The organism is Pseudomonas sp. RHF3.3-3 (assembly GCF_048069595.1).
Lineage (GTDB): Bacteria > Pseudomonadota > Gammaproteobacteria > Pseudomonadales > Pseudomonadaceae > Aquipseudomonas > Aquipseudomonas fuscovaginae_B.
Genome location: NZ_CP182250.1, coordinates 321,994 through 335,150 on the forward strand (window position 1 = coordinate 321,994; position 13,157 = coordinate 335,150).

At 65.0% G+C, this 13,157-nt stretch carries 12 protein-coding genes; 6 read left to right on the forward strand and 6 right to left on the reverse strand.

The genetic code is table 11. The features are described 5' to 3' along the window. Positions 1-20 precede the first annotated feature (20 nt). Positions 21-1,637, forward strand: a complete 1,617-nt coding sequence (locus ACMGT0_RS01445; protein WP_416771207.1) for an EAL domain-containing protein — start codon at positions 21-23, stop codon at positions 1,635-1,637. Between the two features lie 4 nt (positions 1,638-1,641). Here ACMGT0_RS01445 and ACMGT0_RS01450 read toward each other — a convergent pair whose 3' ends face one another. Together ACMGT0_RS01450 and algB are read right to left on the reverse strand one after the other, a co-directional pair. Continuing rightward, the gene (locus ACMGT0_RS01450; protein WP_054059163.1) at positions 1,642-3,417 is read right to left on the reverse strand and encodes an ATP-binding protein; all 1,776 of its coding nucleotides are present in this window, start codon (positions 3,415-3,417) and stop codon (positions 1,642-1,644) included. Between the two features lie 10 nt (positions 3,418-3,427). Then, entirely contained in the window at positions 3,428-4,774 is a 1,347-nt protein-coding gene (gene algB / locus ACMGT0_RS01455; protein ID WP_054059162.1) for a sigma-54-dependent response regulator transcription factor AlgB, read from the reverse strand. A 450-nt stretch (positions 4,775-5,224) separates the two neighbouring features. Here algB and ACMGT0_RS01460 point away from each other — a divergent pair, with 450 nt between their 5' ends. The 5 genes from ACMGT0_RS01460 (at position 5,225) to ACMGT0_RS01480 (ending at position 9,564) form a co-directional block, all read left to right on the forward strand. Continuing rightward, entirely contained in the window at positions 5,225-5,509 is a 285-nt protein-coding gene (locus tag ACMGT0_RS01460; RefSeq protein WP_054059161.1) for a hypothetical protein, read from the forward strand. 89 nt (positions 5,510-5,598) lie between these two features. Beyond that, positions 5,599-5,763, forward strand: coding sequence for a DUF1328 domain-containing protein (locus ACMGT0_RS01465; RefSeq protein WP_017902664.1), 165 nt, complete (start codon positions 5,599-5,601; stop codon positions 5,761-5,763). Between the two features lie 2 nt (positions 5,764-5,765). Continuing rightward, positions 5,766-6,233 carry an inhibitor of vertebrate lysozyme family protein gene (locus ACMGT0_RS01470; protein ID WP_054063373.1) on the forward strand — a complete coding sequence of 156 codons (468 nt, stop codon included), beginning with the start codon at positions 5,766-5,768 and terminating at the stop codon, positions 6,231-6,233. Positions 6,234-6,902: 669 nt separating this feature from the next. After that, positions 6,903-8,204 (forward strand): glutamate/aspartate:proton symporter GltP, encoded by a 1,302-nt coding sequence (gene gltP / locus ACMGT0_RS01475; RefSeq protein ID WP_054059159.1) that lies wholly within the window; start codon positions 6,903-6,905, stop codon positions 8,202-8,204. A gap of 124 nt (positions 8,205-8,328) precedes the next feature. Continuing rightward, complete coding sequence (locus ACMGT0_RS01480) at positions 8,329-9,564, forward strand: nucleoside recognition domain-containing protein (protein WP_416771211.1); 1,236 nt, start codon at positions 8,329-8,331, stop codon at positions 9,562-9,564. Positions 9,565-9,598: 34 nt separating this feature from the next. Here ACMGT0_RS01480 and ACMGT0_RS01485 read toward each other — a convergent pair whose 3' ends face one another. The 4 genes from ACMGT0_RS01485 to ACMGT0_RS01500 are packed head-to-tail and all read right to left on the reverse strand — an operon-like array spanning position 9,599 to position 13,113. Then, positions 9,599-10,231 carry an ABC-type transport auxiliary lipoprotein family protein gene (locus ACMGT0_RS01485; protein WP_054059157.1) on the reverse strand — a complete coding sequence of 211 codons (633 nt, stop codon included), beginning with the start codon at positions 10,229-10,231 and terminating at the stop codon, positions 9,599-9,601. Then, complete coding sequence (locus tag ACMGT0_RS01490; RefSeq protein WP_054059156.1) at positions 10,228-11,166, reverse strand: MlaD family protein; 939 nt, start codon at positions 11,164-11,166, stop codon at positions 10,228-10,230. Before ACMGT0_RS01490 ends, ACMGT0_RS01485 begins: the two co-directional genes overlap by 4 nt. A gap of 1 nt (position 11,167) precedes the next feature. Then, positions 11,168-11,971, reverse strand: coding sequence for an ABC transporter ATP-binding protein (locus ACMGT0_RS01495; RefSeq protein WP_054059155.1), 804 nt, complete (start codon positions 11,969-11,971; stop codon positions 11,168-11,170). Further along, the gene (locus ACMGT0_RS01500; protein ID WP_054059154.1) at positions 11,968-13,113 is read right to left on the reverse strand and encodes an ABC transporter permease; all 1,146 of its coding nucleotides are present in this window, start codon (positions 13,111-13,113) and stop codon (positions 11,968-11,970) included. The genes ACMGT0_RS01495 and ACMGT0_RS01500 overlap by 4 nt, the downstream gene beginning before the upstream one ends. Positions 13,114-13,157 lie beyond the last annotated feature (44 nt).

Below are 13,157 nucleotides of genomic sequence, written 5' to 3' on the forward strand. Positions count from 1 at the left end.
AATCCTTCGGATATTCCATGATGCCGGCCTCCCGTGAGACGTTGCGCGCCTGGTTCCATCGTCCCTGGTCGCAGGCATTGCTGGCTGCCTCGCTCAGTGCCGTCCTGCTGCTGAGCGGCAGCCTGGGTGTGGTCGTGCGCCAGGTCCGGCAGCAGGAAAGCGAGCAGATGAACGCCCAGGGCCGGCGTTTCCTCGAGCGCCTGGAGCAGTTGTTCGGCCAGTTGCGCGAGGGCCTCGATGTGCTCGAAGGGCAGCCGCTGCGGGGCTGCAACGGGCGAATGATCGAAACCCTGCAGCAGTTGAGCTTCAGCTACCGCTTCATCTACGAGGCCTTCTACATCGACTCCATCGAGTCCTGTTCCAACTGGCCGCGCCAGGACTCGCAGATCTCCTACCGTGAGCCGGATATCCGTGGCCCGACCTACAGCTACTGGCTCAACACCTCGACCGAGCCCAACGACAACCTGGCGGCGCTGATGCTCGGGCGCGGCAGCTTCCGGGTCTCGACCTCCCGCGGCCACCTGAGCGATGTCGTCGAGCTGCCGCCCGGCGCGAGCCTGCTGGTGGTGGTCAATCATGGTCGGCGGGCGATCCCGGTGCTCGGGCCGCTGCAGATCTGGCCGCCGCAAGGCTGGAGCAGCCGCGGCCGTGATCCGTTGCTGACCACCGACCGCGAACTGATCTATCGCATGCCGACCAGCACCCCCGAGTATCAGTTGGTGATGGTCGCCCCGCGCAGTGCGATGCGCTTGCGCCTCAGCCCGCTGTGGTGGTGGCTGCTGTCCGCCAGCCTGCTGATTGCCACCTGCATCGGTGGTTTGACCCTGCAGCTCGCCCGGCAGCGCCAGTCACTCAACGGCGAGTTGCAGGGCGCGCTGCGCCGCGGAGAGATGCAGGTGCTCTACCAGCCGATCTTCGATCTCGGCAGCCGGCATTGCGTCGGTGCCGAGGCCCTGGTCCGCTGGCGGCGCCCGGACGGCACATTGACCAGCCCCGACCTGTTCATCCCCCTGGCGGAAGATACCGGACAGATCCGCCAGATCACCGATTTTGTCCTGCAGCGCCTGCTGGAACAGCTCGGCCAGACGCTGCGGGCCAATCCGCAGCTGTATATTTCGGTCAACCTGGCGGCCTGCGATGTGATGGTGCCGCGCATCGCCGAGGTCATCGGCCGGCTTTTGCGGGCCTACCGGGTGTCGCCGCGGCAGATCGCCTTCGAGGTCACCGAGCGCGGCCTGATCGACGTGGTGGTGGCGCGGGACAACCTGCAGGCCCTGCGCAATCTCGGGCACCAGGTGCTGATCGACGATTTCGGCACCGGCTATTGCAGCCTCGCCTACCTGCAGACCCTGCCGGTGGACTGCCTGAAGATCGACAAGGCGTTCATCGACGCCCTCGGCCATGACGCGGCCAGCAGCGGCGTGGCGCCGCATATCATCCGCATGGCCCATGCCCTGCAATTGCGGGTGATCGCCGAGGGCATCGAATATGAGTCCCAGGCCATGCTGCTCAGCAGCGAAGGTGTCAATTACGGCCAGGGCTGGCTGTTCGCCCAGGCACTGACCGCGGTGCAGTTCATCGAGATGATCACCCGTGGCCGGCGCCTGGCGAGCCGCCGGCTGGATGACGAGGCCTGAACGGCTAGACCGGCAGCGCCATGTAGAACTGGGTGCCCTGCCCCGGTCGTGAATAGACGCCCATGCGTCCGCCATGCAGTTGGACGATTTCCTTGCACAGCGCCAGGCCCAGGCCTGCTCCGCCCTTCTTGCGCCCGACCTGGACGAAAGGTTCGAAGATCCGCCCCTGCTGGCCATAGGCAATGCCTTCGCCATTGTCCTCGACGCTGATGATCACCCGTTCGCCATGCCGGCGTGCCTGCAGGCGGATCTGCCCGGCGCTGGCGGTGTGGCGCAGGGCATTGCCGATCAGGTTGTCGAGCACCCGCTCCAGCTGCGCCTGGTCCGCATGCAGGCGTGGCAATGGCGGCTGGACCTCGATCAGCAGCTCGATGCCCTGGTCGTTGGCCTGGCCGGTGAAACGCTCGCGGGCCTTCTCCAGCAGTTGGCCGATGTCGCAAGGGGCCAGCGCGAGCTTCTGCAGGCCGTTCTGGTAGCGCGAGAAGTTCAGCAGGTCGTTGATCAGTTGCATCAGCCGCTGCATCTCTTCATTGACCGTACTGAGCAGGTCCGCTTCGCGCGATTCGGCATCGAAGTGCACGCGCTCCTGCAGCAGGCCGAACGCCATGTGCATGCCGGTCACCGGCGTGCGCAGCTCGTGGGACGCGCGCAGGACGAACTCGCTGCGCACCCGTTCGAAGGCGCGCTGTTCGGTGACGTCGTGCAGCACCATCACCGCGCCGAGGATGTGGCCCTGGGGATGGCTGACCGGCGTCAGGCTGTAGGTCAGCAGGCGGGATTCGCCATCGACCTCGACTTCGAGGTCTTCCGGTGCCCGCTCGAGGCTGCCGCCCCGGAGGATCAGGCTCAGTTGCTCGTCGAACTCCGGGCGGCCAAGGGCTTCGCCCAGGCCCTGGCCGAGGCGGTCGGCGTCCCAGCCCAACTGGCGCTGGGCCACCGGGTTGAGGTGCTCCAGATGGCCCTGGCGATCGATCATCAGCAACCCGTCGTCGATGCTGTCGAGCACCGATTGCAGCCGTTGCTGGCCGGCCAGCAGTTCGTCGATGTTGGTTGCCTGGTGCTGGCGCAGCGCCTCGGCCATGAGGCCGAAGCGCCGGGTCAGCAGGTTCATCTCGGAGGCCGAGGAAATCGGCAGGGTGACGTCGAAGTTGCCCTGGCCGATCCGATCGGCGGCCTTGACCAGCGCCTCGATCGGTACGCCGATGCGCTGGGCGATGCCATGGGCGGTGATGAAGCCGATGATCAGCACCGCCAGGGCGACCAGGCCGAGCAGCCCGGCGATCAGCATGGCGCTGCTGCGGGCGGAGCTTTCCGCGCCGCTGATATCGTTCAGGGCCTCCTTGTGTGCGCTGAGCAGGCCGTTGCGCAGGGTGTTGAAGCGTTCGACGAGTTCGCTGTTGCTGGCCTTCCTGTCAAAGGAATCGAAGGCCTGCAGGAAGTTTTCGTAGTCGATCCGGGCCTGGGCGAAGCCGCCGCGCAGGTCCTTGTCCTGTTCGTGCCTGATACCTTCGTGGAGCAACTGCCAATATTGCTCGCGTGAAGCCTGCAAGGCGGCCTGATCGGGATGTTCGCTGAGCATCATGGCCAACTGGTCGCCCAGGCTCTGACGCATCTTGAGCCCCAGGTCGAGGGTGATGAAGTTGTCGCGGATCAGTGACTCCTGGCTCTTGGCCATTTGCATCACGCTGACCAGCCCCAGCAGCAACCCCAGCAAGGCCACGGTCATCAGTGCCGAAATGCTCAGGAACAGACGGGTGCGCAGCTTCATCGCAAGCTTCATCGGGCGTGGCTCACAGGTTGTACTGTTTGCGTTTGCGGTACAGCGTCGAGGCATCGATGCCCAGGGTCTTGGCGGCCTGGTCCAGGGTGTCGCTGGTGGCCAGCACCGCGCCGATATGGGCTTTCTCCAGCTCGTCCAGGCTCATCGGCGCACCGATGCGCGGGGCGTTGTTGACCGGCTGCTCGCCCATGCCCAGGTGGCTGACTTCCACCCGCTCCTGTGGGCAGATGATGCTGGCGCGCTCGATCACGTTGCGCAGCTCGCGGATATTGCCCGGCCAGCGGTAGTTGACCAGCGCCTCGCGGGCCTCCTCGCTGAAGCCGCGGGCCGGGCGCGCGTATTCCTTGACGAAGCGCGCGAGGAAGCGGTCGGCCAGGGTCAGGATGTCTTCGCTGCGCTCGCGCAGGGGCGGCAGGTGCAGGGTGATGACGTTGAGCCGATAGAGCAGGTCTTCGCGGAAGCGCCCTTCGCGTGCCATGTCGTCCAGGTTGAGGTTGGTGGCGGCGAGGATGCGCACGTCGGCCCGACGGGTCACCGGGTCGCCGACCCGCTCGTATTCCTTGTCCTGGATGAAGCGCAGCAGCTTGGGTTGCAGGGTCAGGGGGAAGTCGCCGATCTCGTCGAGGAACAGGGTCCCGCCATCGGCCTGGTTGACCCGCCCCAGCGTGCTTTCGCTGGCACCGGTAAAGGCGCCGCGGCTGTGGCCGAACAGTTCGCTTTCCATCAGCTCGGCGGTCAGCGACGGGCAGTTGATGGTGACGCAGGACTTCTTCGCGCGCTTGCTCCAGCCGTGGATGGCCCGGGCCAGCTCGCCCTTGCCGGTACCGGACTCGCCGAGGATGAGGATGTTGGCGTCGGTGCTGGCGACCTGGCGCGCGGTTTCCAGTACCACCATCATCGCCGGGCTGTGGGAGTCGAGGCCGTCCTTGGGCTTGCGCACCTCGCCCTCGAGGGCTTCGAGGCGCGCCGACAGTTGCCGGACCTCCAGTTGCTTGGCCGTGGCCAGGCGCAACTGGTCGGGACTGCAGGGCTTGACCAGGTAGTCCGCGGCGCCGGCCTGGATCGCGTCGACGGCGGTATCGACCGCCGAGTGGGCGGTGACGATCACCACCCGCATCCACGGGGCCTGGATACGCATCTGCGCCAGCACGTCAAGTCCGTTGTCCTCGCCCAGGCGCAGGTCGAGGAAGCACAGGTCGAATACCTGGCGCTGCAGCAGGGCGTCGGCCTGGGCCGCGCTGTTGGCCGTGGCGACGCTGTAGCCCTCGTCCTCCAGGCAATAGCGGAAAGTGCGAAGGATGGCCGACTCGTCATCCACCAGCAGAATACGGCCTTGGTGTTCCGGGGCAGATTCCATCACCCGCGCTCCTTATATATGTGTGTGTTGCCGATGGACCCCGGGCGATTCGGGCAGCTTGCATGGTCCGTTTTGACCGTGACCTGCGCGTGCAGGGTAACCATCCCCGCCGCTGTTTGCTAACTCGCTGATTTGGGGAATTTTTGTCGTCTCTGCTTCCGACAACCGACAGTCCGGCAAATTCCGGCGGATTTGCCGTGTCGCTCTCCCTGCATCTTAGGCGCTGTCCCCTGGGGCTGTCGTGCATTGTGCACGACGCCTAAGCGGGGGATCGTGCAGGATGCTGCCCGGGTGAGTCGGTGTTTGTTTATAACTGCCTGATTTTATTGGTTTTTATCTGACAAAAAAATTGGCATGCGCTCTGCAATGTACCTCTTGCGCAAGGTTGGACCGGCATCGTGCCGCGCCAGCCAGGAATAAAGATAAAGACAGTGTCGGAGGAGTTTCAGGATGAATCGCCAACTTGCCGCCCCATCGCGTATCTCGTCGCTCCACGTGCAGCAAGGGCTGTTCGCTGTCCTCGCGCTGCTGATCACGTTGGTCGTCGGCCAGGCGTTCATGCGCTGGACCCAGCCGACTGTCGAGCACCCGCGGGTGTTTTTCCAGGCTCCCGTGCAAACCCATTTCAGCGCCATCGGCAGTGCGTCGAGCGACCCGGTCGCCTACCGCCTGACGCCGGTGGAGCAGGCCGAACCGCTGGACGAGCTGCCACGGCAGGATCGTTGGGTGTTCTAGGCAGGACGCGCCGGCCATCGGGCCTGGCGTGACAACCCGCAGTAAAGGCAACAGCCACACATCGCAGGACCAAGGTAAGGAGAGTCATCATGCTGAGTTGGGCAATCACATTCCTGATCATTGCCATTGTCGCCGCGGTACTGGGCTTCGGTGGTATCGCCGGCACCGCCACAGGTATCGCCAAGATTCTCTTTGTCGTGTTCCTGGTGATGTTCATCGCTTCGTTCCTGTTCGGTCGTCGCGGTCGAGGCTGAACATGTTCAAGCCAACCCTGAAAACCATGGCCGCTGCCCTGCTGCTGGGCAGCAGCGCCATGGCGCTGGCGGCCAACGACGGCCAGGCGCGGGTCAACGAACTGCTGAGTTCGTCGCCCGAGTACCGCGAAGCCTGGCAGGACGTCGTGCGCAAGGAGGAACGCCTGCCCGAGTGGGTGATGAACCTGTCGGGCAGTTCCGAACAGATGACTGCGGTTGAAGAGGATGGCGACCAGTATCTGGTCGGCCCGCTCTGCGAGACCGCGGACAGTTGCCGCAACAAGCGCCTGATCGTCGCCTTCAGCTTCGACAGGAAGCACGCCTACGCGATGCTGGTGGAAGTGCCTGCGGGCCTGCCGGCCGACAAGTCGCCAACCCGCCATGCCGACTATCGCTTCCTCGGCAAGCCGGACGAAGGCATGCAGGGGCTGTTGAGGGAGCAACTGAAGAAGGACCCGAACTGGTACTGAGTTCGAGAGAGTGAAAGAGCAGGAGCCCGTCGAGGGCTTCTACCCCTGCATCGCCCGAGGACGGCGAATGCATGACCAGGGGGCCGGGATGCTCTGATTGTTTGAGGATCGGAGCGACCTACGGGTACAGGGAGTACCTGCGCAAGGGCCGGGTCAGGCGAAGGCGGCAGTCGGCAAGCCGTGGGGCGGTCCCTGCGGTTTGCCACTGCTGTCGTCTTATGTCGTTTGGACATGAAGTGCGGATTAGTATCGGATCCAATCCAGTCTTGACCGTACATCCAGAAAAACCTTTTCCGTCGTACCGGTCAAATCCCGATTCTGTAGGGTTTTTCGAAAACTCCCAGGCTGTCCTACTCATTTGCCGAGCGATACTAATCGCTCTGCGATGGCCGGATTACGGCCATCATGGCGGCGGAAATGACCTGTTTGCCTCCCCTTGATATGAGCTATTGTCGGACAAAATTTATGCCGATTCGGCATGGGGTAGACGGTTACGGCATTAGACGTGCCATCCCCGCGCCGCAATAGTTGCGCCCTTTTTTGCCAGCCAGCGAGCTTCCCGGCCTGCTGGCGGTGACCTTCCATGGGGGGCAGATGGGGACTTCCCGCATGCCTGGGCGTGCGGGCAGGACGCATTGGCCCGAGTCCACTTGAAGTAAGGGTAACAAGATGAAGAAGGCAAAGCTCAGCCTCGCCTGGCAGATCCTCATCGGTCTGGTACTGGGGATTGCACTCGGTGCGCTGCTCAACCATTTCAGTGCGGAAAAGGCCTGGTGGATCAGTAACGTGCTGCAACCGGCAGGCGATATCTTCATCCGCCTGATCAAGATGATCGTGATCCCGATCGTCATTTCCTCGCTGGTGGTCGGCATCGCCGGCGTCGGTGACGCCAAGCAACTGGGGCGTATCGGCCTCAAGACCATCATCTACTTCGAGGTCGTCACCACCATCGCCATTCTCGTCGGCCTGGTGCTGGCCAACGTGGTCCACCCGGGCGCCGGCATCGACATGAGCACCCTGGGCACCGTGGACATCTCCAAGTACAAGGCCACTGTCGCCGAAGTACAGCACGAGCATGCGTTCATCGAGACCATCCTCAACCTGATCCCGTCGAACATCATCGCGGCCATGGCCCGTGGCGAGATGCTGCCGATCATCTTCTTCTCGGTGATTTTCGGCCTCGGTCTGTCGAGCCTGCAGGCCGAGCTGCGCGACCCGCTGGTGAAAATGTTCCAGGGTGTGTCGGAAACCATGTTCAAGGTCACCCACATGATCATGAACTACGCGCCGATCGGTGTGTTCGCCCTGATCGCCGTGACCGTGGCCAACTTCGGCTTCGCCTCGCTGCTGCCACTGGCCAAGCTGGTGGTGCTGGTCTACGTCGCCGTCCTCCTGTTCGCCTTCGTGGTGCTCGGCCTGATCGCCCGCCTGTTCGGTTTCTCGGTGATCCGGCTGATGCGCATCTTCAAGGACGAGCTGATCCTGGCCTATTCCACCGCCAGCTCGGAAACCGCCCTGCCGCGGATCATCGAGAAGATGGAAGCCTATGGTGCGCCAAAGGCCATCTGCAGCTTCGTGGTGCCGACCGGCTACTCGTTCAACCTCGACGGTTCGACCCTGTACCAGAGCATCGCGGCGATCTTCATCGCCCAGCTCTACGGCATCGACATGTCCGTCGGCCAGCAACTGTTGCTGGTGGTGACCCTCATGGTCACCTCCAAGGGCATCGCCGGCGTACCGGGCGTGTCCTTCGTGGTGCTGCTGGCGACCCTGGGCAGCGTCGGCATTCCGCTGGAGGGCCTGGCCTTCATCGCCGGTGTCGACCGCATCATGGACATGGCGCGTACCGCCCTGAACGTGATCGGCAACGCCCTGGCCGCCCTGGTCATCGCCCGTTGGGAAGGTCTGTATGACGAGGCCAAGGGCGAGCGCTACTGGAACTCGCTGCCGCACTGGCGCAGCAAGGCCTGACCCCCCGATTGTTCCCACGCTCCGCGTGGGAACACCTCACCGAACAACGAACCCCGGACTTTCCGGGGTTTGTTGTTTCTGGCCCGACCGCTATCATTCGCCGCATCTTCAAGGAGTTTTCCCGATGCTCAATGGCCTGTGGCTTGGCTTTTTCGTGGTGGCGACCGTTTCGGCGCTGGCGCAATGGCTGGTGGGTGGCAATCACGCGATCTTCGCCAGCATGGTTGAAAGCATCTTCGCCATGGCCAAGCTGTCGGTGGAGGTCATGGTCCTGCTGTTCGGCACCCTGACGCTCTGGCTCGGCTTCCTGCGCATCGCCGAAAAGGCCGGGATCGTCGACTGGCTGGCCAAGGCCCTCGGGCCGCTGTTCAGCCGGCTGATGCCGGAAGTGCCGCGCGGCCACCCGGCCATCGGCCTGATCACCCTCAACTTCGCCGCCAACGGCCTGGGCCTGGACAACGCCGCCACGCCCATCGGGCTCAAGGCCATGCGCGCGCTGCAGGAGCTCAACCCGAGCCAGACCGTGGCGAGCAATGCGCAGATCCTGTTCCTGGTGCTCAACGCTTCGTCGCTGACCCTGCTGCCGGTGACCATCTTCATGTACCGCGCCCAGCAGGGCGCACCGGACCCGACCCTGGTGTTCCTGCCGATCCTGCTGGCGACCAGTGCCTCGACCCTGGTCGGTCTGCTGTCGGTGGCGCTGGTGCAGCGCCTGCGCCTGTGGGACCCGGTGGTGCTGGCCTACCTGGTGCCGGGGGCGTTGCTCCTCGGCGGTTTCATGGCGGTGCTGGCCGGGTTGTCGGCCACGGCGCTGGCGAGCCTGTCGTCGATTCTTGGCAACCTGACGCTGTTTGGCCTGATCATGCTGTTCCTGGTGATCGGTGCCTTGCGCAAGGTGAAGGTCTACGAGGCCTTCGTCGAGGGCGCGAAGGAAGGTTTCGACGTGGCGAAGAATCTGCTGCCGTACCTGGTGGCGATGCTCTGCGCCATCGGTGTGCTGCGGGCCTCCGGTGCGCTGGATTTCGGCCTCGACGGCATTCGCCACCTGGTGCAGTGGGCCGGTTGGGACACGCGTTTCGTCGATGCGCTGCCGACGGCGATGGTCAAGCCGTTCTCCGGCAGTGCCGCCCGGGCGATGCTGATCGAAACCATGAAGACCCAGGGCGTGGACAGCTTCCCGGCGCTGGCGGCGGCGACCATCCAGGGCAGCACCGAGACCACCTTCTATGTGCTGGCGGTGTACTTCGGCGCGGTGAACATCCAGCGCGCCCGTCATGCGGTGGGCTGTGCCCTGCTGGCAGAGCTGGCCGGGGTGGTGGCGGCGATCGGGGTTTGCTACTGGTTCTTTGGCGGAGGCTGAAGCCCTGTCCGCGGGCAAGCCCGCGAAGCAATTTCTAGTGTCTGGCTGAAATCCCGCCCTGCTGCACCGCCCAGCCGATCACCTGCCCCGTCAGCTTGTCCCCGGCCTGACCAAAGCCGGCCACCACGGCGGGTACCTGCTTGTCGCCCAGCGGCTGGCGCACCTCGAAGCGCCGGCTGGCGAGAATCCGCTGGTCGCTGTCGCGCACCAGCCGGGCATCGAAACGGATCACCACCTCGGCGTCCTGCCCGTGATACTCGGTCTGGAATGCCTGCAACTCACCGCCCAGCTCGAAATCCGCGCGCAGGTTGCTGTCGTCGGTGCTCAGCAGGCGCACCCGGCCATCACGCTGGAAGGCGTCGAGCAGGCGGTTGCGCAGCAGCACCGGGGCCGGGTCGCTCCAGCGCGAGGCCTTGTAGTGGCTGAGCAGGTCACCCTGGGGCACCACGGCGATATTCGGGCTGTTCAGGGCCTCGCCGGCAATCGGCTTGGCGATCCGCAACGACCACTCGACCGGTTGGACGGCAGACGCCGCCTGGCTGCCCTGCGCGGTCGGCAGCCGATAGACGTCCACCGGCTCGGCTTCGGGCAGGATCGAGCAGGCGCTGCCCAGGGTCAGGCCGGCGATCAGGGTCAGGTAACTCAGGGCACGACGGGCAAGCCTCATGGAGTGAATTCCTTGTTCTTGTCACGGCCCAGCAGGTAGCCGCTGGGGTTGGCGTTCAGGCGCTGCGAGACGGTGCGCAGGCTGCTCAGGGTTTCACGCAGCTCGCGGATCGCCGGCGCCAGTTCGTTGAGCCCTTGCAGGCCGCTGTTGACCGAGTCCTGGTTGCTGGCGAGCAGTTTGTCGAGGGTCGCGCTGCTGCGTTCCAGCGACTGCATGGCCCGCTCGGCGCTGCCCAGGGCCTGGGTGCCCTGCTTGTCGAGCAGGTTGTTGGCGTTGCGCATCAGTTGCGAAGTCTGCTCCAGGGTACCGCTGACCTGCTTGCCGACCTGGGTCATCTGCTGCAGCACCTGGCGGATGTCGTCGCGCTGGCCGGCGATGGCACCGGTGGTCTGTTGCAGGTTGTCCAGGGTCTTGCTGACGTTCTCGACGTTCTGCTGGGAGAACAGCTCATTGGCATTGTGCAGCAGCACGTTGATGCCGCTCATCAGGTCGCTGCTGTCGCTGAGCAGGCGGGAAATCGGCGACGGTGTGGCGATGATCTCCGGCAGCCTGCCGTCCTTGCCCTTGAGTTCGGGGCTCTGCGGGGTACCGCCGCTGAGCTGGATCAGCGAGGTACCGGTGATTCCGGTCAACGCCAGCTTGGCCCGGGTGTCTTCCTTGATCGGGGTGTCGCCGACCAGGCGGATGCGCGCCAGTACCCGCCGCGGATCTTTCGGGTCGAGGCTCAGTTGCAGCACGTCGCCGACCTTGATCCCGCTGTACTGCACCGGGCTGCCGCGGGACAGGCCGCTGACCGCCTCGTTGAAGACCACTTCGTAGTCCTTGAACGCGGTGTCGACGCTGGACTTGGCCAGCCACAGGCCGAAGAGCAGCGCGCCGAGCACCACCAGTACGCTGAACAGGCCGATCATCACATGATGGGCACGGGTTTCCATCTCATCCCTCCTTGAGCGGTGTGGCCGCGTCAAAGGCGGCGCGGCCCCGCGGGCCGTGGAAGTATTCGTGAATCCAGGGGTCGTCGGTTTCGGCGACCCGGTCGATGGCGTCGGCCACCAGCACGCGTTTCTGCGCCAGCACTGCGACCCGGTCGGTGATGGTGTAGAGGGTGTCCAGGTCATGGGTGATGAGGAACACGCTCAGGCCGAGGGCGTCGCGCAGGGTCAGGATCAACTGGTCGAAGGCGGCGGCACCGATCGGGTCGAGGCCGGCGGTGGGCTCGTCGAGGAACAGGATGTCCGGGTCCAGGGCCAGGGCGCGAGCCAGGGCGGCACGCTTGATCATGCCACCGGACAGCGACGCCGGGTACTTGTTGGCGGCCGACAGCGGCAGGCCGGACAGCGCCAGTTTCACGCAGGCCAGGTGTTCGGCGTCGGCGCGGCTGAGGCCGGCGTGTTCGATCAGTGGCAGGGCGACGTTTTCCACCACGGTCAGCGAGGAAAACAGCGCACCCTGCTGGAACAGCACGCCAAAGCGCCGCTCGACCTGCGAACGGGCCTGTTCCGGCAGACTCGGCAGGTCCTGGCCGAACACCCGTACCTGGCCGTCGCTGGGCCGGCGCAGGCCGATGATGCTGCGCATCAGCACCGACTTGCCGGTGCCGGAGCCGCCGACCACCGCCATGATCTCGCCCTTGTACAGGTCGAGATCGAGATTTTCGTGGACGCTCTGCGCACCGAAGCGGTTGCACAGCCCGCGAACCTGGATCACCGCCTCGCTGGGCGGCCTTGCTACCCGGCTCACCAGCCCATCTCCATGAAAAACAGCGCGGCGACGGCGTCGAGCACGATCACGATGAAGATCGACTGGACCACGCTGGAGGTGGTGTGGGCCCCGACCGATTCGGCGCTGCCGCTGACCTTGAAGCCCTCCAGGCAACCCACCGCGGCGATCAGGAAGGCGAAGAACGGAGCCTTCACCAGGCCGACCAGGAAATGCTGGAGGCCGATGTCGGCCTGCAGCAGGGACAGGAACATCGCCGGCGAAATCCCCAGCGACAGCGCGCAGACCACGCCTCCGCCGACGATCCCGCAGAGCATGGCGAGGAACGTCAGCATCGGCAGGGCGATCAGCAGTGCCAGCACCCGTGGCAGCACCAGCAGTTCCATGGGGTCCAGGCCGAGGGTGCGAATGGCGTCGATCTCCTCGTTGGCTTTCATCGAGCCGATCTGGGCGGTAAAGGCGCTGGCGGTACGGCCGGCCATCAGGATCGCGGTCAGCAGTACGCCGAATTCACGCAGGAAGGAGAACGCCACCAGGTCCACGGTAAAGATGCTGGCGCCGAAACTGGCCAGCACCGTCGCGCCGAGAAACGCCACCACGGCACCGACCAGGAAGGTCAGCAGGGCGATGATCGGGGCGGCGTCGAGGCCGGTCTGCTCGATATGCGCGACCATCGGCGTGAGCCGCCAGCGCGAGGGTCGCAGCAGACCGCGAGCGAGGGTTTCGAGGATCAGGCCGATGAAACCGAGCAGTTGCCGGGTGTCCTGCCAGACCTGGTCGACGGCCCGGCCGATCCGTTCGAGCAGTTGCATGCCGGCGGCCTGTTCCGGCTCCCTGACCGGGACGCAGAAGTCGGTCAGCGAGCAGTAGACGGTCTGCAACAGCGCGCGGTCGGCGGCGGACAGGTGTTCGCTGTGCTCGGCCAGTTGCCCGAGGCGCTGGGCGCCCAGCAGCTCCACCAGCAGCGAGGCGCCGGCGGTGTCGAGGGCGCCCAACTGGTCCAGGTCGACGGTGGTGCTCGCGTCATAGTGGCCGAGCAGCTCGGCGCTGCGGCGTTTCAGGACGCTGTAGTGGGCCAGCGTCCAGTCACCGCTGATCCGCAGCCGTGCGGGGCTCGTCGAGGTGTCCAGCTGGGCGTTGCCGGCCGTCGTGCTGATGATCATGGGCTTCCGGGCTTAACAGGCGTTTACGCAAACCACTGTAATAG

Coding starts and splice junctions, on each gene's coding strand:
- ACMGT0_RS01490 (WP_054059156.1), bottom strand. CDS start 11,166: ATGGAAACCCGTGCCCATCATGTGATGATCGGCCTGTTCAGCGTACTG.
- algB (WP_054059162.1), bottom strand. CDS start 4,774: ATGGAATCTGCCCCGGAACACCAAGGCCGTATTCTGCTGGTGGATGAC.
- ACMGT0_RS01480 (WP_416771211.1), top strand. CDS start 8,329: ATGCTCAATGGCCTGTGGCTTGGCTTTTTCGTGGTGGCGACCGTTTCG.
- ACMGT0_RS01450 (WP_054059163.1), bottom strand. CDS start 3,417: ATGAAGCTTGCGATGAAGCTGCGCACCCGTCTGTTCCTGAGCATTTCG.
- ACMGT0_RS01460 (WP_054059161.1), top strand. CDS start 5,225: ATGAATCGCCAACTTGCCGCCCCATCGCGTATCTCGTCGCTCCACGTG.
- ACMGT0_RS01465 (WP_017902664.1), top strand. CDS start 5,599: ATGCTGAGTTGGGCAATCACATTCCTGATCATTGCCATTGTCGCCGCG.
- ACMGT0_RS01485 (WP_054059157.1), bottom strand. CDS start 10,231: ATGAGGCTTGCCCGTCGTGCCCTGAGTTACCTGACCCTGATCGCCGGC.
- ACMGT0_RS01500 (WP_054059154.1), bottom strand. CDS start 13,113: ATGATCATCAGCACGACGGCCGGCAACGCCCAGCTGGACACCTCGACG.
- ACMGT0_RS01470 (WP_054063373.1), top strand. CDS start 5,766: ATGTTCAAGCCAACCCTGAAAACCATGGCCGCTGCCCTGCTGCTGGGC.
- ACMGT0_RS01445 (WP_416771207.1), top strand. CDS start 21: ATGCCGGCCTCCCGTGAGACGTTGCGCGCCTGGTTCCATCGTCCCTGG.
- gltP (WP_054059159.1), top strand. CDS start 6,903: ATGAAGAAGGCAAAGCTCAGCCTCGCCTGGCAGATCCTCATCGGTCTG.